The following is a 19,718-nucleotide window of genomic DNA, read 5'->3' on the forward strand; positions in this document are numbered from 1 at the left end:
AAAAAGAAGAAGGGCAGCCAGTGGCTGCCCTTCTTCTTGTTGGCCGAGCGATCAGTGGGCGACGGCGCCACTGGCACCCAGGCCGGTCTGGGAGCGGACGAACTGCGGGAAGAAGCGTGCACGCTCTTCATCAGCCGCGGTGGATTTGTCGGTGATGGAGAAGAACCAGATACCGACGAAGGCCACCAGGATGGAGAACAGGGCCGGGTACTCGTAGGGGTAGATGGCTTCGGCGTGGCCGAGAATCTGAACCCAGATGGTCGGGCCGAGGATCATCAACGTGACGGCCGTTACCAGACCCAGCCAGCCGCCGATCATGGCACCACGGGTGGTCAGCTTCTTCCAGTACATGGAAAGGATCAGCACCGGGAAGTTGCAACTGGCGGCGATGGAGAAGGCCAGGCCCACCATGAAGGCGATGTTCTGCTTCTCGAACAGGATGCCCAGGCCGATGGCCAGGACGCCCAGTGCGAGGGTGGTGATCTTCGAGACGCGCAGCTCATCCTTCTCGTTGGCTTTGCCTTTCTTGAACACCGAGGCGTACAGGTCGTGGGACACGGCCGAGGCGCCGGCCAGGGTCAGACCTGCCACGACCGCGAGGATGGTGGCGAAGGCAACCGCGGAGATGAAGCCGAGGAACAGGCTGCCACCCACGGCGTTGGCCAGATGCACCGCAGCCATGTTGTTGCCGCCGACGAGGGCGCCGGTGGCGTCCTTGAAGGCCGGGTTGGTGCTGACCAGCAGGATGGCGCCGAAGCCGATGATGAAGGTCAGGATGTAGAAGTAGCCGATGAAGCCTGTGGCGAAGAACACCGATTTACGGGCTTCCTTGGCATCGCTCACGGTGAAGAAGCGCATCAGGATGTGCGGCAGGCCAGCGGTGCCGAACATCAGCGCCAGGCCCAGGGAGATGGCCGAGATCGGGTCCTTCACCAGACCGCCGGGGCTCATGATGGCCTCGCCTTTCGGGTGGACCTTGATGGCCTCGCTGAACAGGGCTGCGAAGTCGAAGTTGACATGCTTGAGCACCATGATCGCCATGAACGAGGCGCCGGACAGCAGCATCACGGCCTTGATGATCTGCACCCAGGTGGTGGCCAGCATGCCGCCGAACAACACGTAGCAGACCATCAGGATACCCACCAGGACCACGGCGACGTGGTAGTTCAGGCCGAACAACAGCTCGATCAGCTTGCCGGCACCGACCATCTGCGCGATCAGGTAGAAGGCCACCACCACCAGCGAACCGCAGGCGGACAGGGTGCGGATTTCCTTCTGCTTCAGGCGGTAGGAGGCGACGTCGGCGAAGGTGTACTTGCCGAGGTTGCGCAGGCGTTCGGCGATCAGGAACAGGATCACCGGCCAGCCGACGAGGAAGCCGATGGAGTAGATCAGGCCGTCATAGCCCGAGGTGAATACCAGCGCGGAAATGCCCAAGAAGGACGCGGCGGACATGTAGTCGCCGGCAATCGCCAGGCCGTTCTGGAAGCCGGTGATGCTGCCGCCGGCGGTGTAGAAGTCGGCAGTCGACTTGCTGCGCTTGGAGGCCCAGTAGGTGATGCAGAGGGTGAAGCCGACGAAGGCCACGAACATGACGATCGCGGACACGTTCACCGGCTGACGCTGCACATCGCCTTCGATGGCACCGGCTGCCCAGAGTGCCGGCGCGGCGACCATCAGGCCCGCAGCGGCAAGAAGCGAGAGAATACGCGCGCTCATTGCTGCGCCTCCTTGAGAATTTCCTGGTTCAGCCGGTCGAACTCGCCATTGGCGCGGCGTACGTAGATGCCGGTCAGGACGAAGGCGGTGAGGATGATCCCGACGCCGATCGGGATGCCGAGGGTGATGGGCGAGTCAGCACTGAGGCGCGTGCCCAGGACTTGCGGCTCGAAGGCGATCAGCAGGATGAAGGCCAGGTAGAGGCCGAGCATGATGGCAGAGAGCAACCAGGCGAAACGTTCACGCTTGGTCACCAGTTCTTGGAAGCGCGGATTCTCGTGAATCCGTTGGTAAATGCTGTCGTTCATTTTGTTGTTGTCCTCCACAGCACATGGGTGGTGAAAGCAACTCTAGATCGACCATGCACGGGTGACAGACGACCTTAGTCGTAGCGCCGCCGCTTTCTAGACGAAGGTCGTACGCCCTTGATTGATCCGGGCTATCGCCACCATTCCTGCGTTGAATTTCCTTTCGTATCGCAGGGTCACTAGCCTAGCGAACATGAATCATTCGCAACCGGGAGCGCCATCATGCTCAAGACCATGACCTTCACCCTCATGCACTTCGGCATTGCCTTCACCGTGGCTTACCTGCTCACTGGCAGCGTGACGGTCGGCGGCCTGGTGGCCCTGGTGGAACCCCTGGTGAACTCGGTGGGTTTTTACCTGCACGAGAAAGTCTGGAAGCGCTTGGAAGCCCGTGGCATCGGTGGCGAGAACGGCATTGCGAGCTGGGCCCATCGCCACGCCTGACACTGACGGTAACGGCTGGACACCGGCCCGGGCGGACCGCGAGGAAAGGCACATTCCTACGCGGGGTGTGAATCCGCTAAGATTCGGCGCTTTGCCGCCAGTCGCGACACATCCAATGAGCCCAACCAGCCGATTCCCCCTGTTTCCCTACCTGTTCGCATCGCTGATCGCCCTGCTGTCGCTTGCCGGCCTCTGGTACAGCCAGGGCAAGCCGGTAATCCTGCCGGACGCCGCCACGCCAACCCACAAGCTGCAGTGCGCGTCCTACAGCCCCTTCGACAAGGACCAGTCGCCGTTCGACCAGCCGTTCGTCCTGCGGCCCGAACGCATGGATGCCGACCTGGCGCTGCTGGCGACACGCTTCCACTGCGTGCGCACCTATTCGATGACCGGCCTCGAGGCCATACCGGAGCTGGCCCGCAAGCACGGACTGAAGCTGATGCTCGGCGCTTGGGTCAACGGCAACGCGCTGGACACCGGCAAGGAAATCGATGCCCTGGTGAAAGCCGCCAACGCCAACCCGGACGTGGTCGAGTCGGTGATCGTCGGTAACGAGACCCTGCTGCGCAAGGAAGTGACCGGCACCCAGTTGGCCAAGCTGATCACCGAAGTGAAAGCCCGGGTAAAGCAACCGGTGACCTACGCCGATGTGTGGGAGTTCTGGCTGCGCCATCCCGAGGTGGCGCCGACGGTGGACTTCCTCACCATCCACTTGCTGCCCTACTGGGAAGATGATCCGGCGGGCATCGACGAGGCTCTTGCCCATGTCGGCGAGATCCGCGAGGACTTCGGCAAGCGCTTTGCGCCGAAGGACATCCTGATCGGCGAGACCGGCTGGCCCAGCGAGGGACGCCAGCGCGAAACCGCCCTGCCCAGCCGCGTGAACGAGGCCAAGTTCATCCGTGGCTTCGTCCACATGGCCGAGGAGAACGGCTGGCGCTACAACCTGATCGAAGCCTTCGACCAGCCCTGGAAGCGCGTCAGCGAAGGCGCGGTGGGCGGCTACTGGGGCCTGTTCAGCGCTGACCGCACCGAGAAGGGCGTCCTGGCCGGGCCGGTCTCCAACCTCCCCCACTGGCCGAACTGGCTGGGCGCCAGCGCCCTGTTGTTCCTGGTTGCCATGGCCCTGGGTGGCCGCCCTGCCTCGGTACGCGCTGCCTGGCTGATGCCGCTGCTGGCCGCCCTGGGTGCCGGCAGCATCGGCATGTGGGCCGAGCTGACCCGCGTGACCGCACGCTATGCCGGCGAGTGGGCCTGGGCCGCCGCCATCGTGGTGCTAAACCTGGTGGTGCTGGCCCACGGCGTGCTGAGCCTGTCCGCCCGGGGTGCAGCGCGTGAACGCCTGTTCGCCTGGCTGGAAGCCCGTGGCGGCTGGTGGCTGCTCGGTGCCGGCTTCGTCGGCGCGGTACTGATGCTGGGCCTGGTGTTCGATGCGCGCTACCGCAGCTTCCCCAGCGCAGCACTGCTGCTGCCGGCGCTGTTCTATCTCGCTCGCCCGGTCAGCGCCTCGCGCCGCGAGACACTGCTGCTGGCCCTGATGATCGGCCTGGGTATCATTCCCCAGCTCGTCGAGGAAACCCTGGGCAATATCCAGGCCATCGGCTGGGCTGCCACCGCCCTGCTGATGACCCTGGCGATGGTTCGCAGCCTGAAGCTGACACGCTGACACCGGCTGGACCGCTCGAAGAGCCCGCCTTATGGCGGGCTTTTTGTTATCCGGCCGACAGCCCTCGGGACTACAGTGGACCGCAGCTCGAAGCAGGCAAGGACATGCAGACTTCAGGAGACAGGTCGGGATGGTTGCCGCCAGGAATCATGCAGGCATGAAAAAGCCCGCCAGGAGGCGGGCTTTTTCACGACTGGGGCAGCGGGATCAGACCAGCTTTTCCAGCTCGGGTACGGCTTCGAACAGGTCAGCCACCAGGCCGTAGTCAGCCACCTGGAAGATCGGGGCTTCTTCGTCCTTGTTGATGGCGACGATGACCTTGGAGTCCTTCATGCCGGCCAGGTGCTGAATGGCACCGGAGATGCCCACGGCGATGTACAGCTGCGGGGCAACGATCTTGCCGGTCTGGCCGACCTGCATGTCGTTCGGCACGAAGCCGGCGTCGACGGCGGCGCGGGAAGCACCAACGGCAGCGCCCAGCTTGTCGGCCAGGGCGTACAGGTGCTTGAAGTTGTCACCGTTGCCCATGCCACGGCCACCGGATACCACGATCTTGGCTGCGGTCAGTTCGGGACGGTCGGACTTGGCCAGCTCTTCGCCCACGAAGGCGGACTTGCCAGCGTCGTTGGCAGCACCTACGGCTTCGATGGCGGCGGAGCCACCTTCGGCAGCAGCGGCATCGAAACCGGTGGTACGAACGGTGATCACCTTGATGGCAGCAGTGGACTGCACGGTGGCGATGGCGTTACCGGCGTAGATCGGACGCTTGAAGGTATCGGCACTTTCAACGGCGATGATCTCGGAGATCTGGTCGACGTCCAGCAGCGCAGCAGCGCGCGGCAGGAAGTTCTTGCCGTTGGTGGTGGCAGCAGCCAGGACGTGGCTGTAGCCCTTGCCCAGTTCGGCGATCAGAGGCGCGACGTTTTCCGGCAGCTGATGGGCGAAAGCCGCGTTGTCAGCAACCAGTACCTTGGAAACGCCAGCAACCTTGGCAGCCGCTTCGGCAGCACCGCCAACGCCGGAACCGGCAACCAGGACGTGAATGTCGCCGCCGATCTTCTGGGCAGCGGTCACTACGTTCAGGGTAGCGGCGGCTAGGGCGGAGTTAGTGTGTTCAGCGATAACCAGGATAGCCATTTAGATTACCTTCGCCTCGTTCTTCAGTTTCTCGACCAGTTCAGCCACGGACTTGACCTTGATGCCGGCGCTGCGGGCAGCAGGCGCTTCTACTTTCAGGGTCTTGACGGTGGAGGCGGTGGAAACGCCCAGGGCGTCGGGGGTAACCACGTCCAGCGGCTTCTTCTTGGCCTTCATGATGTTCGGCAGCGAAGCGTAGCGCGGCTCGTTCAGGCGCAGGTCGGTGGTGACGATGGCCGGGAGGTTCAGGGCCACGGTCTGCAGGCCGCCGTCGATCTCACGGGTGACGTTGACCTTGTCGCCGGCGACTTCGACCTTGGAGGCGAAAGTGCCCTGAGCGAAACCGGTGAGGGCGCCCAGCATCTGGCCAGTCTGGTTGTTGTCGCTGTCGATGGACTGCTTGCCGAGAATCACGAGCTGGGGTTGCTCCTTGTCCACGACGGCTTTCAGCAGCTTGGCGACGGCCAGGGAGTTCAGTTCATCGGCCGACTCGACCAGAATGGCGCGGTCAGCACCGAGGGCCAGGGCAGTACGCAGCTGCTCTTGAGCGGTGTTCGGGCCAATGGTGACGACGACGATTTCGGTCGCGACGCCTTTTTCCTTCAGACGCACGGCCTCTTCGACAGCGATCTCGCAGAAGGGGTTCATCGACATCTTGACGTTGGCGAGGTCGACGCCGGAGTTGTCCGCCTTGACGCGGACCTTGACGTTGTAGTCGACCACTCGTTTGACAGCTACAAGAACCTTCATGGATTCCTCGTTACTCTCCGGTGAAATAAGAATGTCGCCAAGGCGAACCTGGCGGGTGATGCTCATCGGCCGGAACCGACGGTCAGCCCATACGGCGAGCGCAAAACCGCCCGTATCTTGACCGTAACACCCAAACCGGTCAATACGGAAAAACACCCAGTCATAAGCCGCAGAGCCTTATCCTATCAGGCTTTGACAAAATTCAAACAAACGTTTGTATTGGACCCGCCAAAGGGTGTGGATATAATGCGCCAGCTCTGGTCAGGGATCGAGCCTAGCCCTCCCACATAAAACATCGAAGAGAGCCTTGAGGAGATAGACAGTGGAACGCGAATACATGGAATTCGACGTCGTCATCGTCGGCGCCGGCCCATCTGGCCTGTCCGCAGCATGCCGACTGAAGCAGAAGGCCGCCGAAGCTGGTCAGGAGATCAGCGTGTGCGTGGTCGAGAAAGGTTCCGAAGTCGGCGCCCACATCCTCTCGGGTGCAGTCTTCGAACCCCGCGCGCTCAATGAGCTGTTCCCTGACTGGAAGGAGCTGGGCGCTCCGCTGAACACGCCGGTCAAGCGCGACGACATCTATATGCTCAAGGATGCCGAAGGCGCGATCAAGATCCCCGACCTCTTCGTGCCCAAGACCATGCACAACGAGGGCAACTACATCATCTCCCTGGGCAACCTGTGCCGCTGGCTGGCCCAGCAGGCCGAAGGTCTGGGCGTCGAGATCTACCCGGGCTTCGCCGCCCAGGAAGCGCTGATCGATGAGAACGGCGTGGTTCGCGGCATCGTCACCGGCGACCTCGGCGTCGACCGTGAAGGCAACCCGAAGGAAGGCTACTACACCCCTGGCATGGAACTGCGTGCCAAGTACACCCTGTTCGCCGAAGGCTGCCGTGGCCACATCGGCAAGCAACTGATCAAGAAGTACAACCTCGACTCCGAAGCAGACGCCCAGCACTACGGCATCGGCATCAAGGAAATCTGGGACATCGACCCGTCCAAGCATGAGCAGGGCCTGGTGGTGCACACCGCCGGCTGGCCGATGGAGATCATGGGCACCGAGAACACGGGCGGCTCCTTCCTCTATCACCTGGAGAACAACCAGGTGGTCGTGGGCCTGATCATCGACCTGTCCTACGCCAACCCCTACCTCTCGCCGTTCGACGAGTTCCAGCGCTACAAGCACCACCCGGTGATCAAGCAATACCTGGAAGGCGGCAAGCGCGTCGCCTACGGTGCCCGCGCCATCTGCAAGGGCGGCCTGAATTCCCTGCCGAAGATGGTCTTCCCGGGCGGCGCGCTGATCGGCTGCGATCTGGGCACCCTGAACTTCGCCAAGATCAAGGGCAGCCACACCGCCATGAAGTCCGGCATGCTCGCTGCGGAGGCCATCGCTGCCGCCCTGGCCGCCGGCAAGGAAGGTGGCGACGAGCTGACCGGCTACGTCGATGCCTTCAAGTCCAGCTGGTTGTACGACGAGCTGTTCTGCAGCCGCAACTTCGGCGCTGCCATCCACAAGTACGGCGCCCTGGTCGGCGGTGCATTCAACTACATCGACCAGAACTGGTTCGGCGGCAAGATTCCCTTCACCCTGCGTGACAACAAGCCGGACTACGCCTGCCTGAAGCCCGCCGCCCAGTCCCAGCGCATCGACTATCCGAAGCCGGACGGCAAGATCAGCTTCGACAAGCTGTCCTCGGTATTCCTCTCCAACACCAACCATGAAGAGGAACAACCCTGCCACCTGAAGCTCACCGACCCGAGCATCCCGCTCGAGAAGAACCTGCCGCTGTACGACGAGCCTGCCCAACGCTACTGCCCGGCCGGCGTATACGAGGTGGTGACCCAGGAAGACGGCAACAAGCGCTTCCAGATCAACGCCCAGAACTGCGTCCACTGCAAGACCTGCGACATCAAGGACCCGGCGCAGAACATCACCTGGGTTGCCCCGGAAGGCACAGGCGGCCCGAACTACCCCAACATGTAATCGCCACAAACAAAAAAGGCCCCAAGGGGCCTTTTTTGTTGCTTGCGGGAAGGCCGATCAAGGCTCTTCGCCGATCGGGAAGAACTCCCCGCCCGACCACACGCCCAGCCAGCGACGCCCATCGATCTCGCGCACCACCGCCAACTCGACCAGTTGGTAGAAGACATTGCGGTGTATCAACGCCTCCAGGTTGGCCCGCACATGCACATAGGGCGAAGGCTCCTGGGTGAGCGGATCGATCACCACGCGAATGGGATGCTCGGCGCCGGCCTCCACCTCGTCCTCGACATGCGTGACGAAGCGCAGCACCTGCCGCTCGCCCTCCCCGCCCACCTCGACACTTACTGCAACGAAGGGCGCGTCCTCGACGGTGATGCCCACCTTTTCCACCGGTGTCACCAGGAAGTAGTCGTCACCGTCGCGGCGGATGATGGACGAGAACAGCCGCACCATCGGCCTCCGCCCGATGGGCGAACCGAGGTAGTACCAGGTCCCGTCCCGGGCGATGCGCATGTCGATGTCGCCGCAGAAATCGGGGTTCCACAGGTGCACAGGCGGCAACCCCTTTCCCTTGGGCAGCTGTGCCAGCAGATCACCTGCCTTGCCTGTGTCGCTCATGAAATCCTCCTCAGCGGCTCAGCCCCAACAGGCTGCGCGCATACTCTCTCAGGGGCGGACCGATCAGGTCCTCGGGCTTCTGGTCATAGAAGGTGAACAACCCACCGCGGTTGGTGATCCGTGCGGTATCCACCAGGTAACGGGTGTTGGTCTCGATCAGCATCAGCTGGATCACACCGTTGTCGACGCCGAGTCGGTCTACCGCTTCCTGGTCCTCCCACTCTTCCAGCGTGCCGATCCGGTCATCCGCATCGGCGAAGCGCGTATACAGCAGGTAGTTCGCCCCAACCGCCCGCGCCTCGCTCATCGCCTGCTCCAGGCTCACTGGCTGGCGTGCGCGACGAACCATGGGGAAATACTCGACGAAGCCCCGGAACGTCTCCTCCGCCACCACGTTCGGCCGAGTATGGGTGCCGTTCTCCGGCACGAAGGCGCTCTGGGCGATATAGATGAGGGAGTCCGCCTGCAGGCGCCACGTATTGGCACGGCGAGTCTCGCTGTGGTCCAGCAGGCCCGCATCGCTCATGTGGTCCCGGGCGCCCAGGGCCAGGTCGCTCACCTTCATGCAGCCACCCAACGCCACGATCACCAGCAACACCATCAGCCTATGCATAACGTTCCTCCGTCCAACGACGTAAATCCGGCACTGGCGGTATGAAATGCAGGTTCCGCGCCATCACAACCCGCGCTGCCATTCCTGGCGAAGATTGGCGCGCTCTGGCGCAGCGATGGCCTGGCGCACCTGCTCCAGCAGGCGCGGCTTTTCCGCTCCCAACTGCCCCTTGAGGACCAGGTAGTTGGACGCATGGTCACTGCGAAAGACCGTGTCGTGCAGCTCCAACCCCTCCAGCATCCGCTCGACTTCGCGGAACAGGCCGATCTGATCAAGGGGACGGAAATCCTCGAAACGCGACCGTAGGCGGTCATCCCCCATGGGAAAGCTGACTACCAGCGTGGAGAGAAATTCGGGCTGGGTCTCGTTCATCAACTGCGCTGAATGATCAGCATGCTGGCCACTGAGCACCGTTCCGCCCAGCCCGTTGAGGATCATCACCGAACGGTTGATGCCAGCCTCGCCGAGCTTCAGCAAGGCATCGCGGGTCGAGGCCGCAGTTTCACCCTTGTTGACCCGGGCCAGCACCTCGTCGTCCCCCGACTCGGCACCGACATACACCATCCCCAAGCCTGCATCGGCCAACTCCTTCAGCTCCTCGACCGACTTGCGACGCAAGTTCCTCGGCAGGCAGTAGCTGGAGACGCGCGTCACCTCCGGCAGGTGTTCGGCAATCGCGCGGAGGATCGTCAGCAGGCGGTGAGTCGGCAGCACCAGCGCATCGCCATCGGCCAGGAATACCCGCTGGACGATCAGCTGCTCGCCGCAGCGGCGGATTTCCTCCAGCACTTGCGTTTCGTCACGCGCCCGGAATTTCTTCTGGGGCTGTGTGTACATCTCGCAAAAAGTGCACTGGTTCCACGAACAGCCGTTGGTCACCGGCAGGATCAGGGAGTTCGCCTCGCTGGGCGGTCGGAACACGGGTTCGATATAGGAAACGGGAAAGCTCATGGGCTGTTTCTCGCCGAGGCGGCCATCAGCCGCCAATGATCTTCATGACCGTCACACCACCGGAGAAGGCGACATCCTGCTTGTCTGCCAACGCGCTGACGAGCAGCCGCTGCAGTGCAGGGAGTGCCTGGTGACGGGGTTTGTGCAGCAAGTCCCCCACATAGTGGCGATTGCTGGAGGACAGGCAGCCATGCAGCCAGCCCGTGGATGACAGGCGCAGGCGCGAACAGGTTCGGCAGAAGGGCACGCTCTCATTGGCGATCACCCCGAAGTGGCCGCGTCCCGGGATCTCATAGCGCAACGCCGTCGCGTCCACCGGCGCATCGGCCTGAACATAGGCGTACCGCTCACCAATGGCGGCCAGCAACTCATCCAGGCCGACGAACTGACGCTGGAAGCCGGCGGCGTCGCGGGCCAGATGCCCCATGCGCATCAGCTCGATGAAGCGCAGCTCGAAACCGCGCGCCAGGCAGTACTCCAGCAGGGGCAGCACCTGGTCGAGGTTCTGACCCCGCAGCGGCACCATGTTGACCTTGATCCTGACCCGGGCAGCGGCCGCTTCATCCATTCCACGAAGCACGGACGCCAGGTCCCCTCCCCTGGCGATCCGGCGGAAGGCATCGGCGTCAAGGGTATCCAGGGAGACATTGAGGCGGCGGATGCCACTGGCAAGCAGCGCGGGCAACTTGCGGGAGAGCAACTGGCCGTTGGTGGTCAGGCTGACGTCATCGAGGCCGAGCTGGTCGATGCCATCCAGAAAGGCTTCGAGCTTGGGGCTGACCAGGGGCTCGCCGCCGGTGATGCGTAATCGCTCGATGCCCGCTGCTTCGATCAGGTAAGCCACACCGCGCACCAGCGCATCGGCAGACAACTCGTCATGGGCGGCGACCAAGCGCTTGCCGTCAGGTACGCAGTAGGTGCAGGCGTAGTTGCAAGCGGCAGTGAGGCTGATGCGCAGGTTGCGAAACCGCCTGCCTTGTCGATCGACGATCACGGGACGCTCCAAGGAGGGGGTAGCGCAGTATATCGCCGGGCCCCGAGCTCGTCCCATGGCTCGGCGCCCAGCAGGCGTCCATCACTCAGCCGGACAGCGACTCATTGTCACGCTTGCGCTTGTTGCCCATGCGCACGCCAATGTCCATCAGGAACTGGAAGAAGCCTTCCTGGTCTTCCAGAACGTTGCTCCAGAAGGGCGAGTGGTAGAGCGCAACGGCGCCATGCACTAGCGCCCAAGCCGCGCAATAGTGGAAGTACGGCGGAACATCCTCCAGCTTGCCTTCGGCGATACGTCCCTTGATCAACTGGGTCAGGCGCTCGAAGTTGGACGCACGGATCTTGTGCAACTGCTCCACCATCTCGGGCACCTGGCTGTTCTTCACCACTTTTTCTTCCAAGCGGTCGAACAACCGGTAGCGCTGCGGGTCCCGCATGCGGAACTCGAAATAGGCGCGGGACAGCGCTTCCTTGTCGCGGTCAACGTCCGCCGAGTGGAGCAGCTCGTTCAGGTCGCGCTCGTAGTCCAGCATCAGGCGAAGGTAGATCTCCGCCTTGGACTTGAAGTGCTTGTAGATCGTGCCTTTGCCGATACCCACTGCGTCGGCAATCATCTCGACGGTGACGCTGTCCTCGCCCTGCTCAAGGAACAGTTTGAGCGCGGTATCGAGGATTTCCTGCTCGCGGCGGCGAAACTCACGGACTTTACGGGGTTCTTTCTGCATAAAGGGACTATAGGGTCAAAAATCAAGCCGCGTATTATGCCTAAATGCCGACAAAATGCACGGAACATCCGACTATGAGCGTATTGCCGACACCCAGCCGAGCATATTAGGCGGTAGCCGTCACGCAGCCAGATGGCTGTAAAGCACGACCCAGAAGGCTTCCGCCCCTTCCGAACGAAACGCCATCAAGCCATCCAGACATCAAATCGACCAGATACGATCAGCAATCTATAAGGCGACGCCAGGCAATTAAACGCCCATAGCAAGTCCGATAAAAGGGAAAAAGTCACATTACCCTCACCCTTTCGGGGCTGCGACATGCAAGACGGTAGGCAGGAACAGGGGGGACTCAGCGGGGACGGGGGTATTCCAAATCTGTTTAAAAAACGACCGATCTTCTCTGGACGCTCGGGGATATTGGCCAATACTTCCCTTTACCGGCGTGCGGCATCTCCCCCAAGTGCCCCACCGGCCAAAGTACTGAGGATCGCGTACTTTGTTTACTCCTAATGGTCTTGACCCGGATTCATCCCCCAGAACCCGGGTTTTTTTTGCCCGCGCGTCAGGCAGCCGGCTGCGCCAGCGGGAACAGGCGGTAGAAGTTGGCCGTGGTCTGCTCGGCCAGCACGTCATAGGACACACCCCGCAGCTCTGCCAGGAACTCCGCCACCTCGCGCACATACTGCGGCAGGTTTGCCTTGCCCCGGTGGGGCACCGGTGCCAGGTAGGGGGAATCGGTCTCTACCAGTAGCCGATCGGCTGGAACCTGGCGAGCAACCTCACGCAGCGCCTCGGCATTGCGGAAGGTGACGATCCCCGACAGGGAGATGTAGAAGCCGATGTCGAGTGCAGCGCGGGCCATGTCCCAGTCCTCAGTGAAGCAATGCAACACGCCCGCTTGGGGCAGCGCGGCTTCGCGCAGCAGGGCGAGGGTGTCCGCCCTCGCCTCGCGGGTATGAACGATGACCGGCTTGCCGGTGATCCGCGCAGCCTCAAGGTGCAACTGGAAAGCCTGCTGCTGGAGCTCCGCTGCTTCCGGCTCGTAGTGATAGTCGAGCCCGGTCTCGCCAATGGCCACCACACGCGGGTGGTCAAGCTCCTGCAGCAACCAGTCCAGGGCTGGGGGCTGACCGAGCGCGAGATCCAGCGGGTGTACACCGACCGAGCAGTGCACATCACCGTAGCGGTCGGCCAGGGCCTTGACTGCGCCAGCGTTGTCGGCGCTCACGCCAATGCAGAGGAATTGCCCAACACCTCGGGCGCGAGCCGCGTCGAGTGCTGCGTCAAGCGAGCCGCCATGGGCAGCCAGATCAAGGCGATCAAGATGACAATGAGAGTCGACCAACATGGTGCGGGGTGCCACTGGAGGGATACAGGGAAGCGCCGCCCGTCGGCGGCGCCGGGGATTACATGGTGTGGGTGGGGCGATCAGACTTCAGCGCACCGGCCAGGTAGGTCTCGATCTTGTTGCGGGCAGTGGTGTCGCCATCGTTGAACTGCACACCAATGCCGGCAGCCCGGTTGCCCTGGGCGCCCTTCGGGGTGATCCACACCACCTTGCCCGCCACCGGGATCTTCTCCTGCTCATCCATCAGGTTCAGCAGCATGAACACCTCGTCACCGAGCTTGTAGCTCTTGTTGGTGGGAATGAACAGGCCACCGTTCTTGATGAACGGCATGTAGGCGGCGTAAAGCACGGACTTGTCCTTGATCGTCAGGGACAGGATCCCGTTACGCGGGCCTAGATTGGGTGGGAGACTCATTCGGCGTTCCTGCTGGCTGGCTCAGTGGGCGATTCTAGCCCGGTCCGGGCAAGCTTGCCCACTGCACCAGCAAGGCTTCGAGAAGCAAGACACGGTTGAGATTGGCCTTGCCCAGCACCTTTTGCCGCTGCTGCAGGAGCCACTCCTGCATCGCCAGCACCTTGGCCTGGGAGGATTTGTCTGCCAGGTACTGGACGACCTTGCGCATGTCTGCCAGCCCCAGTCCCGCCTCGTCCTGCGTCAACTGGTAACGCAGCATCAACTGGGCCCAGTCGCAAAACCAGTCGAACAGCAATACCAGCGGCACCGCATTCCAGCCTTCGGCCAGTTGGCTGACACCGACCTGCTGCTTGATCAGTTTCTTAACCCCCTCCACCACCTGGGCACGCTGCTCCAGCACGCCTTGTCCGTGCAGACGCAGTGCGGTCAAGGGCGAGCCGCCGGCCAGAGCCAACAGGTCCGCGCGAGTCGCAGCATCACTGTCGGGCAACGCTCGGGCGAGCCAGGTCAGACTCTCGGCCTCGCCTGGTAACGGGCACGCCTGCTGCACACAGCGGCTCTTGATGGTGGGCAGCAGGCGGCTCGGCTGGTGGCTGATGAGCAACAGCACGGTGTCGCCGGAGGGCTCCTCAAGGCTCTTGAGCAAGGCATTGGCTGCGTTCAGGTTCATGGACTCGGCCGGCTCGAGCAGTACGACCTTGCGTCCACCCAGTTGAGCGGTCTGCACGACGAAATCCACCAGGTCTCGCACCTGATCGACACGGATCGCCTTGTCGATCTCCTCGGGCTCCAGCACGTAGTTGTCAGGGTGAGTACCCGCGGCAAGCAGGAAGCACGATTTGCACTGGCCACAGGCATCGTTTCCCGAAGGTTGCTGGCACAACAACCGAGCCATCAGGCGTTCGGCGAGCGCGCGCTTACCGATGCCTGCCGGCCCATGCAGAAGGTAGGCGTGGGCATGACGCGTGCGTCCGGCCAGGTGCTGCCAAAGCGAATCCTGCCAGGGGTAGGCCTCAGCCATGGCAACGCTCCAGCAGTTCAGGCAAGAGGGTATCCAGGTAACGCTGGACATCAGCAAGGGGCTTCGCCGCGTCGATCACCCGGTAGCGCTCGGGCGCCTGGTCCGCCCGCTCCAGATAGGTCTGTCGGACGGTTTCAAAGAAGCTGCGATCCTCCTGCTCGAAGCGATCCAGCCGACCTCGAGCCGCTGCACGCTGGAGGCCCACTTCCACCGGCAGGTCGAACACCAGAGTCAGGTCCGGACGCAGGCTGCCCTGGACGAAGCGTTCCAGTTCAGCAATACGCGCCATCGACACCCCCCGCCCTCCCCCCTGATAGGCGTAGGTAGCGTCGGTGAACCGGTCACACAGCACCACCTGCCCAGCCTCGAGGGCTGGACGAATGACACGATCCAGGTGCTGGGCGCGTGCGGCGAACATCAGCAGCAGCTCGGTATCCACCGCCATCGACTCGTCACTGGGCGCCAGCAGTAGCTCGCGGATACGCTCGGCCAGCGGCGTACCACCGGGCTCGCGGGTTAGCAGGACTTCAACGCCACGCTCGCGCAGGCGGGCGGCGATGAAGTCGCGATTGGTACTCTTGCCGGCCCCTTCAGGGCCTTCGAGCGTAATGAACAGGCCGTTCATGGGGTGTCCTTCTTGCTGACGGGAGCGGGACTCGAGCGGTAGTCCGCACGGCGGTTGAGCTGGAACTCACGGACCGCCTTGTTGTGCGCTTCGAGGGTCTCCGAAAATACGTGGCTGCCATCGCCACGGGCGACGAAGTAGAGGCTTTTGCCTTCCACCGGATTCAGCGCCGCGTGAATGGCCTCGCGCCCGACCATGGCGATGGGTGTTGGCGGCATTCCGGCAATGACATAGGTGTTGTAAGGAGTGGCCTCTCGCAGGTGGGCACGGGTGATCTTGCCGGTATACCGCTCACCCAGGCCGTAGATCACCGTGGGGTCAGTCTGCAGCAGCATGCCCTGCTGGAGCCGACGGATGAATACGCCAGCGATCTGCCCGCGCTCCTCCGGTACCCCGGTTTCCTTCTCCACCATCGAGGCCATGATCAGCGCCTCATATGCGTTCTTGTAGGGCAAGCCCTGGGCACGGGACTGCCACTCCTCGTCCAGAACCCGTTCCAACCGTTGGTGAGCCTGGCGCAACAGATCGATGTCTCGCATACCGCGGACATAACGGTAGGTATCGGGGAAGAACCGCCCCTCAGGATGCTTGCCTTCCAGGCCGAGGCGCCTCATCACCTCCTCATCGCTGGAACCCGCTAGGGTCTGCTCCAGTCTGGCCTGTTTGGCCAACGCGGCACGCAACTGGCGGAAGTTCCAGCCTTCGACCAAGGTGAGGCTGTACTGGACGACCTCGGCTCGCTGCCAGAGCCCGAGCAACCCTTCGGCAGTCATGCCAGGGGTCATGCGGTACTCACCGCTGTGCAGGGCCTGACCGGAAAGGTTGAAACGCCAATACTGGCGCAACCAGAAGGCACTGTGGATGACACCCCGCTCTTCCAGTCGATTGAGCACACCACCGGGCGTGGCGCCGTTCGGCACGTCGAGCAGACGTTCCTCGCCAAGATTGAGGGTCTGGCTAAGAGCCAAATGCTGTTGCCAACCCGCGAACGCCAGCAAGAGGCCAGCGAGGAACAGGCCACCCTGCAGCAGCATGAGCAATTTGCGTATCACGAATCAGCAATCCAGTTGGGCGAGGGCAAGGGGCTGCAGTTTACGGGTGAGCGGCCCCACCGACCAGACATGCTCGCCGCATGCACGCACCGGCCAGATGCCATAAAGACTGTTGCAGGTGAAGACCTCGTCGGCAAACGCCAGTTCGTCGAAGGCGATGTCGCGGACCTGGACTTTGACACCCTCGGCGACAGCCAAGTCCAGCAACGCCGCGCGCATGACGCCCCGCACGCCACAGCGCTGCAGATCCGGCGTCAGCAACTGCTCATCACGCACCAGGAAGAGGTTGCTGAACACGCCCTCGATCAACCGGCCCGAATGGTCCCGCATGAGCCCCTCCGCATAACGAGGGTCGCTCCACTCGGCGCGCGCGAGCACCTGTTCAAGCCGGTTCAAATGTTTGAGGCCTGCCAGCAAAGGTTGTTCGGCCAGGCGGGTAGAACAGGAAAAGAGCTCAATGCCCTCCTCAGCGCATACCGACGGGTAGGCAGGTAATGGACTGGCCATCAGCAGGCGACGAGCAGGGCCGCTGGAGGGTGCATAGCCGCGCAGGCCATCACCCCGGGTGACGATGAGCTTTGCGACGCCCTCCCCCAATTCGGCGGAGAATGCCAGGAGCTCGTTACGAACGGTCTCCAGATCCAGGGACAGGAAGAGTCGACGCGCGCCTTCAGCCAAGCGCGCCAGATGACGCTCCAACAGGCTTGGAACGCCCCGGCGAACGGCGATGGTCTCGAACAGTCCATCGCCGTAGGCCAGGCCGCGATCCCTGATGGGAAGGGAGGCGGCCGGCCGGCCATCGATCCAGTCGTCCATCAACCCTCGAAGCGACGGAACACCAGGGAACCGTTGGTGCCGCCGAAGCCGAAGGAGTTGGACAGGACGACGTCGATGGGCATAGAGCGCGCCTGGTGAGGCACGAAATCCAGGTCGCAGCCTTCGTCCGGCTCCTCCAGGTTGATGGTCGGTGGAGCCACCTGGTCGCGGATCGCCAGCACGCTGAAGATCGCCTCAACGGCCCCGGCAGCACCCAGGAGGTGACCGGTCATCGACTTGGTCGAGCTCACCGCAACACGGTAGGCGTGATCGCCGAAGACACTCTTAACGGCAGCGGCTTCCGCCAGGTCACCGGCCGGCGTCGAGGTGCCATGGGCATTGATGTACTGCACCTGGTCCGCATTCAGACCGGCATCACGCAGGGCATTGCGCATGCAGCGCGCGGCACCGGCGCCGTCATCCGGCGGAGAGGTCATGTGGAAGGCATCGCCACTCATGCCGAAGCCGACCAGCTCGGCATAGATGGTGGCGCCACGGGCACGGGCGTGCTCCAGTTCTTCAAGCACCAGCGCCCCCGCACCATCCGACAGCACGAAGCCATCGCGCCCCTTGTCCCACGGACGGCTCGCGCGGGTCGGCTCGTCGTTGCGGGTGGACAGCGCACGGGCCGCACCGAAGCCGCCGAGGCCGAGGCCACAGGCCGCCATCTCGGAGCCGCCGGCGATCATCACATCCGCTTCACCATAGGCGATGTTGCGTGCCGCCATGCCAATGCAGTGGGTGCCGGTGGTGCATGCAGTGGCGATGGCATAGTTCGGCCCCTGGATTCCCAGGTGGATCGACAGGAAGCCGGACACCATGTTGATGATCGAGCCTGGAACGAAGAACGGCGAAATGCGCCGCGGCCCCTGCTCGATCAACGAACGGCAGTTGTTCTCGATGTTGGTCAGGCCACCGATGCCCGAGCCCATGGCTACGCCGATGCGCTCGCGGTTGGCATCGGTCACTTCCAGACCAGCGTCGCGCACCGCCTGGAAACTGGCAGCCAAGCCGTATTGGATGAACAGGTCGAGCTTTCGTGCTTCCTTGGCCGACAGGTACTGCTCAACATCGAAGCCCTTGACCGAACCGCCGAAACGGGTGGCATAGGCCGACAGATCCATATGCTCGATGAGGCCGATGCCACTGCGGCCAGCCAGGATGCCTTGCCAACTGTCGGCAACGTTGTTACCCAAGGGCGACAGCATGCCAATACCTGTGATCACGACGCGTCTACGCGACACAGCGCTCTCCTTTTTACATGTTGCTGATCGGCGACAAAAACCGCTTAAAGAAAAGCCGCACGACCTTCAGGGTCGTGCGGCTTTTCCAGGTCGGGGAACCGACGATTACTTATTGCGCGTGAGCGTTGATGTAATCGATGGCTTCCTGAACGGTGGTGATCTTCTCGGCTTGCTCGTCCGGAATCTCGGTCTCGAATTCCTCTTCCAGAGCCATCACCAGCTCAACGGTGTCAAGGGAGTCGGCGCCCAGGTCTTCAACGAAGGAAGCGCTGTTAGTGACTTCGTCTTCTTTGACGCCCAGTTGCTCGGCGACGATCTTCTTGACGCGTTCTTCGATGGTGCTCATACCTTGTTTTCACTCCTATGGAAAAATCCGTGCAGCTTGGGCTGCAGTGTATAGAAAGGGTTTTCTGCTTTTCAAGCAGGACTCCGAACCCCTTCAGGCCCCGTCAGGAGCCGTCCAGAACCCAATTGCACTCAAGTACCGGATTTTAGACAGCTCGTATGACAGTTTCCTGGGGGGATTCGTCACATTCAGCTCATGTACATCCCACCGTTCACCGGAATGGTAGCTCCTGTGACGTAGGAAGCACCATCGGAAGCGAGGAATCCGACCACCTTCGCAATCTCCTCGGCCTGGCCGAGGCGAGCCAGCGGAATCTGGGTCAACAGAGCCTCGCGCTGCGCATCGGGCAGTTCGCGGGTCATGTCGGTATCGATGAAGCCAGGGGCAACGGAGTTGACGGTGATGGCGCGAGAGCCCACTTCACGGGCCAGCGCACGACCGAAGCCCTCTAGACCGGCCTTGGCAGCGGCGTAGTTGGCCTGGCCGGCGTTGCCCATCGCACCGACCACGGAGCCGATGTTGATGATGCGGCCCCAGCGCGCCTTGGTCATGCCCCTCAGAACTGCCTTGCTCAAGCGGAACAGGCTGTTCAGGTTGGTATTGATGACGTCGAACCATTCGTCGTCTTTCATGCGCAGCATCAGGTTGTCGCGGGTGATGCCGGCATTGTTCACCAGGATCAGCGGCTGCCCCAGATGCTGCTGGATGTGCTCCAGCGTGCTGGCGACGGACTCATCACTGCTGACATCCAGAACCAGGCCGGCCCCTTCGATGCCGTGCTCCTTCAGGTACTCGGCAATGCGCTCAGCGCCGCCCGGCGTGGTGGCGGTGCCGATGACGACGGCACCCTGGCGGCCCAGTTCCAGGGCGATGGCCTGGCCGATACCACGGCTCGCGCCGGTAACCAGTGCGACCTTACCTTGCAGACTCATGGTCTTCT

Annotated in this window: 21 protein-coding genes; 3 read left to right on the top strand and 18 right to left on the bottom strand. The window is 62.6% G+C overall.

Going from position 1 to position 19,718, the window contains the following annotated elements:
- Positions 1-51: 51 nt before the first annotated feature.
- Both A9G05_RS03640 and A9G05_RS03645 read right to left on the bottom strand, forming a co-directional pair.
- Complete coding sequence (locus tag A9G05_RS03640) at positions 52-1,719, bottom strand: cation acetate symporter (protein WP_069559674.1); 1,668 nt, start codon at positions 1,717-1,719, stop codon at positions 52-54.
- The gene (locus tag A9G05_RS03645) at positions 1,716-2,027 is read right to left on the bottom strand and encodes a DUF485 domain-containing protein (RefSeq protein ID WP_069559675.1); all 312 of its coding nucleotides are present in this window, start codon (positions 2,025-2,027) and stop codon (positions 1,716-1,718) included. Before A9G05_RS03645 ends, A9G05_RS03640 begins: the two co-directional genes overlap by 4 nt.
- Before the next feature lie 222 nt (positions 2,028-2,249).
- Here A9G05_RS03645 and A9G05_RS03650 point away from each other — a divergent pair, with 222 nt between their 5' ends.
- Both A9G05_RS03650 and A9G05_RS03655 read left to right on the top strand, forming a co-directional pair.
- A complete protein-coding gene (locus tag A9G05_RS03650) occupies positions 2,250-2,471 on the top strand; it encodes a DUF2061 domain-containing protein (protein ID WP_069559676.1) in 222 nt (73 codons plus the stop codon).
- A gap of 115 nt (positions 2,472-2,586) precedes the next feature.
- On the top strand, positions 2,587-4,137 hold the full coding sequence (locus A9G05_RS03655; protein ID WP_069559677.1) for a beta (1-6) glucans synthase: 1,551 nt from the start codon (positions 2,587-2,589) through the stop codon (positions 4,135-4,137).
- Positions 4,138-4,344: 207 nt separating this feature from the next.
- Here the strand turns inward: A9G05_RS03655 and A9G05_RS03660 are convergent, their stop codons facing one another.
- Both A9G05_RS03660 and A9G05_RS03665 read right to left on the bottom strand, forming a co-directional pair.
- Positions 4,345-5,274, bottom strand: a complete 930-nt coding sequence (locus A9G05_RS03660; protein WP_069559678.1) for an electron transfer flavoprotein subunit alpha/FixB family protein — start codon at positions 5,272-5,274, stop codon at positions 4,345-4,347.
- Complete coding sequence (locus A9G05_RS03665) at positions 5,275-6,024, bottom strand: electron transfer flavoprotein subunit beta/FixA family protein (protein WP_069559679.1); 750 nt, start codon at positions 6,022-6,024, stop codon at positions 5,275-5,277.
- A 322-nt stretch (positions 6,025-6,346) separates the two neighbouring features.
- Here A9G05_RS03665 and A9G05_RS03670 point away from each other — a divergent pair, with 322 nt between their 5' ends.
- Positions 6,347-8,011 carry an electron transfer flavoprotein-ubiquinone oxidoreductase gene (locus A9G05_RS03670; RefSeq protein WP_069559680.1) on the top strand — a complete coding sequence of 555 codons (1,665 nt, stop codon included), beginning with the start codon at positions 6,347-6,349 and terminating at the stop codon, positions 8,009-8,011.
- A gap of 57 nt (positions 8,012-8,068) precedes the next feature.
- On the opposite strand, the gene A9G05_RS03675 is transcribed toward A9G05_RS03670, so the two are convergent.
- The 14 genes from A9G05_RS03675 to fabG all read right to left on the bottom strand — a co-directional run bounded on the left by A9G05_RS03675 (position 8,069) and on the right by fabG (position 19,710).
- The gene (locus A9G05_RS03675; RefSeq protein ID WP_069559681.1) at positions 8,069-8,629 is read right to left on the bottom strand and encodes a DUF1285 domain-containing protein; all 561 of its coding nucleotides are present in this window, start codon (positions 8,627-8,629) and stop codon (positions 8,069-8,071) included.
- Positions 8,630-8,639: 10 nt separating this feature from the next.
- On the bottom strand, positions 8,640-9,242 hold the full coding sequence (locus tag A9G05_RS03680) for a DUF4823 domain-containing protein (RefSeq protein ID WP_069559682.1): 603 nt from the start codon (positions 9,240-9,242) through the stop codon (positions 8,640-8,642).
- Positions 9,243-9,305: 63 nt separating this feature from the next.
- A complete protein-coding gene (locus A9G05_RS03685) occupies positions 9,306-10,193 on the bottom strand; it encodes a radical SAM protein (protein WP_069559790.1) in 888 nt (295 codons plus the stop codon).
- Between the two features lie 25 nt (positions 10,194-10,218).
- On the bottom strand, positions 10,219-11,187 hold the full coding sequence (locus A9G05_RS03690; RefSeq protein WP_069559683.1) for a GTP 3',8-cyclase MoaA: 969 nt from the start codon (positions 11,185-11,187) through the stop codon (positions 10,219-10,221).
- A gap of 85 nt (positions 11,188-11,272) precedes the next feature.
- Complete coding sequence (locus tag A9G05_RS03695) at positions 11,273-11,911, bottom strand: TetR/AcrR family transcriptional regulator (RefSeq protein WP_069559684.1); 639 nt, start codon at positions 11,909-11,911, stop codon at positions 11,273-11,275.
- Between the two features lie 562 nt (positions 11,912-12,473).
- Positions 12,474-13,259 carry a TatD family hydrolase gene (locus A9G05_RS03700; protein WP_069559685.1) on the bottom strand — a complete coding sequence of 262 codons (786 nt, stop codon included), beginning with the start codon at positions 13,257-13,259 and terminating at the stop codon, positions 12,474-12,476.
- Between the two features lie 58 nt (positions 13,260-13,317).
- Complete coding sequence (locus A9G05_RS03705) at positions 13,318-13,674, bottom strand: PilZ domain-containing protein (protein ID WP_044412389.1); 357 nt, start codon at positions 13,672-13,674, stop codon at positions 13,318-13,320.
- Positions 13,675-13,708: 34 nt separating this feature from the next.
- Positions 13,709-14,695, bottom strand: coding sequence for a DNA polymerase III subunit delta' (locus A9G05_RS03710; protein WP_069559686.1), 987 nt, complete (start codon positions 14,693-14,695; stop codon positions 13,709-13,711).
- Positions 14,688-15,320, bottom strand: a complete 633-nt coding sequence (tmk, locus tag A9G05_RS03715) for a dTMP kinase (RefSeq protein WP_069559687.1) — start codon at positions 15,318-15,320, stop codon at positions 14,688-14,690. The genes A9G05_RS03710 and tmk overlap by 8 nt, the downstream gene beginning before the upstream one ends.
- Positions 15,317-16,354, bottom strand: a complete 1,038-nt coding sequence (gene mltG / locus A9G05_RS03720; RefSeq protein ID WP_240923254.1) for an endolytic transglycosylase MltG — start codon at positions 16,352-16,354, stop codon at positions 15,317-15,319. The genes tmk and mltG overlap by 4 nt, the downstream gene beginning before the upstream one ends.
- A gap of 21 nt (positions 16,355-16,375) precedes the next feature.
- Positions 16,376-17,188 carry an aminodeoxychorismate lyase gene (gene pabC, locus A9G05_RS03725; protein ID WP_069559689.1) on the bottom strand — a complete coding sequence of 271 codons (813 nt, stop codon included), beginning with the start codon at positions 17,186-17,188 and terminating at the stop codon, positions 16,376-16,378.
- Positions 17,188-18,432 (bottom strand): beta-ketoacyl-ACP synthase II, encoded by a 1,245-nt coding sequence (gene fabF / locus A9G05_RS03730; protein ID WP_069559690.1) that lies wholly within the window; start codon positions 18,430-18,432, stop codon positions 17,188-17,190. Before fabF ends, pabC begins: the two co-directional genes overlap by 1 nt.
- Positions 18,433-18,541: 109 nt before the next feature.
- Positions 18,542-18,778, bottom strand: coding sequence for an acyl carrier protein (gene acpP, locus A9G05_RS03735; protein WP_016493661.1), 237 nt, complete (start codon positions 18,776-18,778; stop codon positions 18,542-18,544).
- A 188-nt stretch (positions 18,779-18,966) separates the two neighbouring features.
- Positions 18,967-19,710 (bottom strand): 3-oxoacyl-ACP reductase FabG, encoded by a 744-nt coding sequence (gene fabG, locus A9G05_RS03740; RefSeq protein WP_044412409.1) that lies wholly within the window; start codon positions 19,708-19,710, stop codon positions 18,967-18,969.
- Between the last annotated feature and the right edge of the window lie 8 nt (positions 19,711-19,718).

The organism is Pseudomonas sp. ENNP23, from assembly GCF_001728945.1.
Classification (GTDB): domain Bacteria; phylum Pseudomonadota; class Gammaproteobacteria; order Pseudomonadales; family Pseudomonadaceae; genus Metapseudomonas; species Metapseudomonas otitidis.

Excerpts from the sequence above, each read along its gene's own strand:
- A9G05_RS03640 (WP_069559674.1), bottom strand. The coding sequence starts at position 1,719 with ATGAGCGCGCGTATTCTCTCGCTTCTTGCCGCTGCGGGCCTGATGGTC.
- A9G05_RS03645 (WP_069559675.1), bottom strand. The coding sequence starts at position 2,027 with ATGAACGACAGCATTTACCAACGGATTCACGAGAATCCGCGCTTCCAA.
- A9G05_RS03650 (WP_069559676.1), top strand. The coding sequence starts at position 2,250 with ATGCTCAAGACCATGACCTTCACCCTCATGCACTTCGGCATTGCCTTC.
- A9G05_RS03655 (WP_069559677.1), top strand. The coding sequence starts at position 2,587 with ATGAGCCCAACCAGCCGATTCCCCCTGTTTCCCTACCTGTTCGCATCG.
- A9G05_RS03660 (WP_069559678.1), bottom strand. The coding sequence starts at position 5,274 with ATGGCTATCCTGGTTATCGCTGAACACACTAACTCCGCCCTAGCCGCC.
- A9G05_RS03665 (WP_069559679.1), bottom strand. The coding sequence starts at position 6,024 with ATGAAGGTTCTTGTAGCTGTCAAACGAGTGGTCGACTACAACGTCAAG.
- A9G05_RS03675 (WP_069559681.1), bottom strand. The coding sequence starts at position 8,629 with ATGAGCGACACAGGCAAGGCAGGTGATCTGCTGGCACAGCTGCCCAAG.
- A9G05_RS03680 (WP_069559682.1), bottom strand. The coding sequence starts at position 9,242 with ATGCATAGGCTGATGGTGTTGCTGGTGATCGTGGCGTTGGGTGGCTGC.
- A9G05_RS03685 (WP_069559790.1), bottom strand. The coding sequence starts at position 10,193 with ATGAGCTTTCCCGTTTCCTATATCGAACCCGTGTTCCGACCGCCCAGC.
- A9G05_RS03695 (WP_069559684.1), bottom strand. The coding sequence starts at position 11,911 with ATGCAGAAAGAACCCCGTAAAGTCCGTGAGTTTCGCCGCCGCGAGCAG.
- A9G05_RS03700 (WP_069559685.1), bottom strand. The coding sequence starts at position 13,259 with ATGTTGGTCGACTCTCATTGTCATCTTGATCGCCTTGATCTGGCTGCC.
- A9G05_RS03705 (WP_044412389.1), bottom strand. The coding sequence starts at position 13,674 with ATGAGTCTCCCACCCAATCTAGGCCCGCGTAACGGGATCCTGTCCCTG.
- A9G05_RS03710 (WP_069559686.1), bottom strand. The coding sequence starts at position 14,695 with ATGGCTGAGGCCTACCCCTGGCAGGATTCGCTTTGGCAGCACCTGGCC.
- tmk (WP_069559687.1), bottom strand. The coding sequence starts at position 15,320 with ATGAACGGCCTGTTCATTACGCTCGAAGGCCCTGAAGGGGCCGGCAAG.
- mltG (WP_240923254.1), bottom strand. The coding sequence starts at position 16,354 with ATGCTGCTGCAGGGTGGCCTGTTCCTCGCTGGCCTCTTGCTGGCGTTC.
- pabC (WP_069559689.1), bottom strand. The coding sequence starts at position 17,188 with ATGGACGACTGGATCGATGGCCGGCCGGCCGCCTCCCTTCCCATCAGG.
- acpP (WP_016493661.1), bottom strand. The coding sequence starts at position 18,778 with ATGAGCACCATCGAAGAACGCGTCAAGAAGATCGTCGCCGAGCAACTG.
- fabG (WP_044412409.1), bottom strand. The coding sequence starts at position 19,710 with ATGAGTCTGCAAGGTAAGGTCGCACTGGTTACCGGCGCGAGCCGTGGT.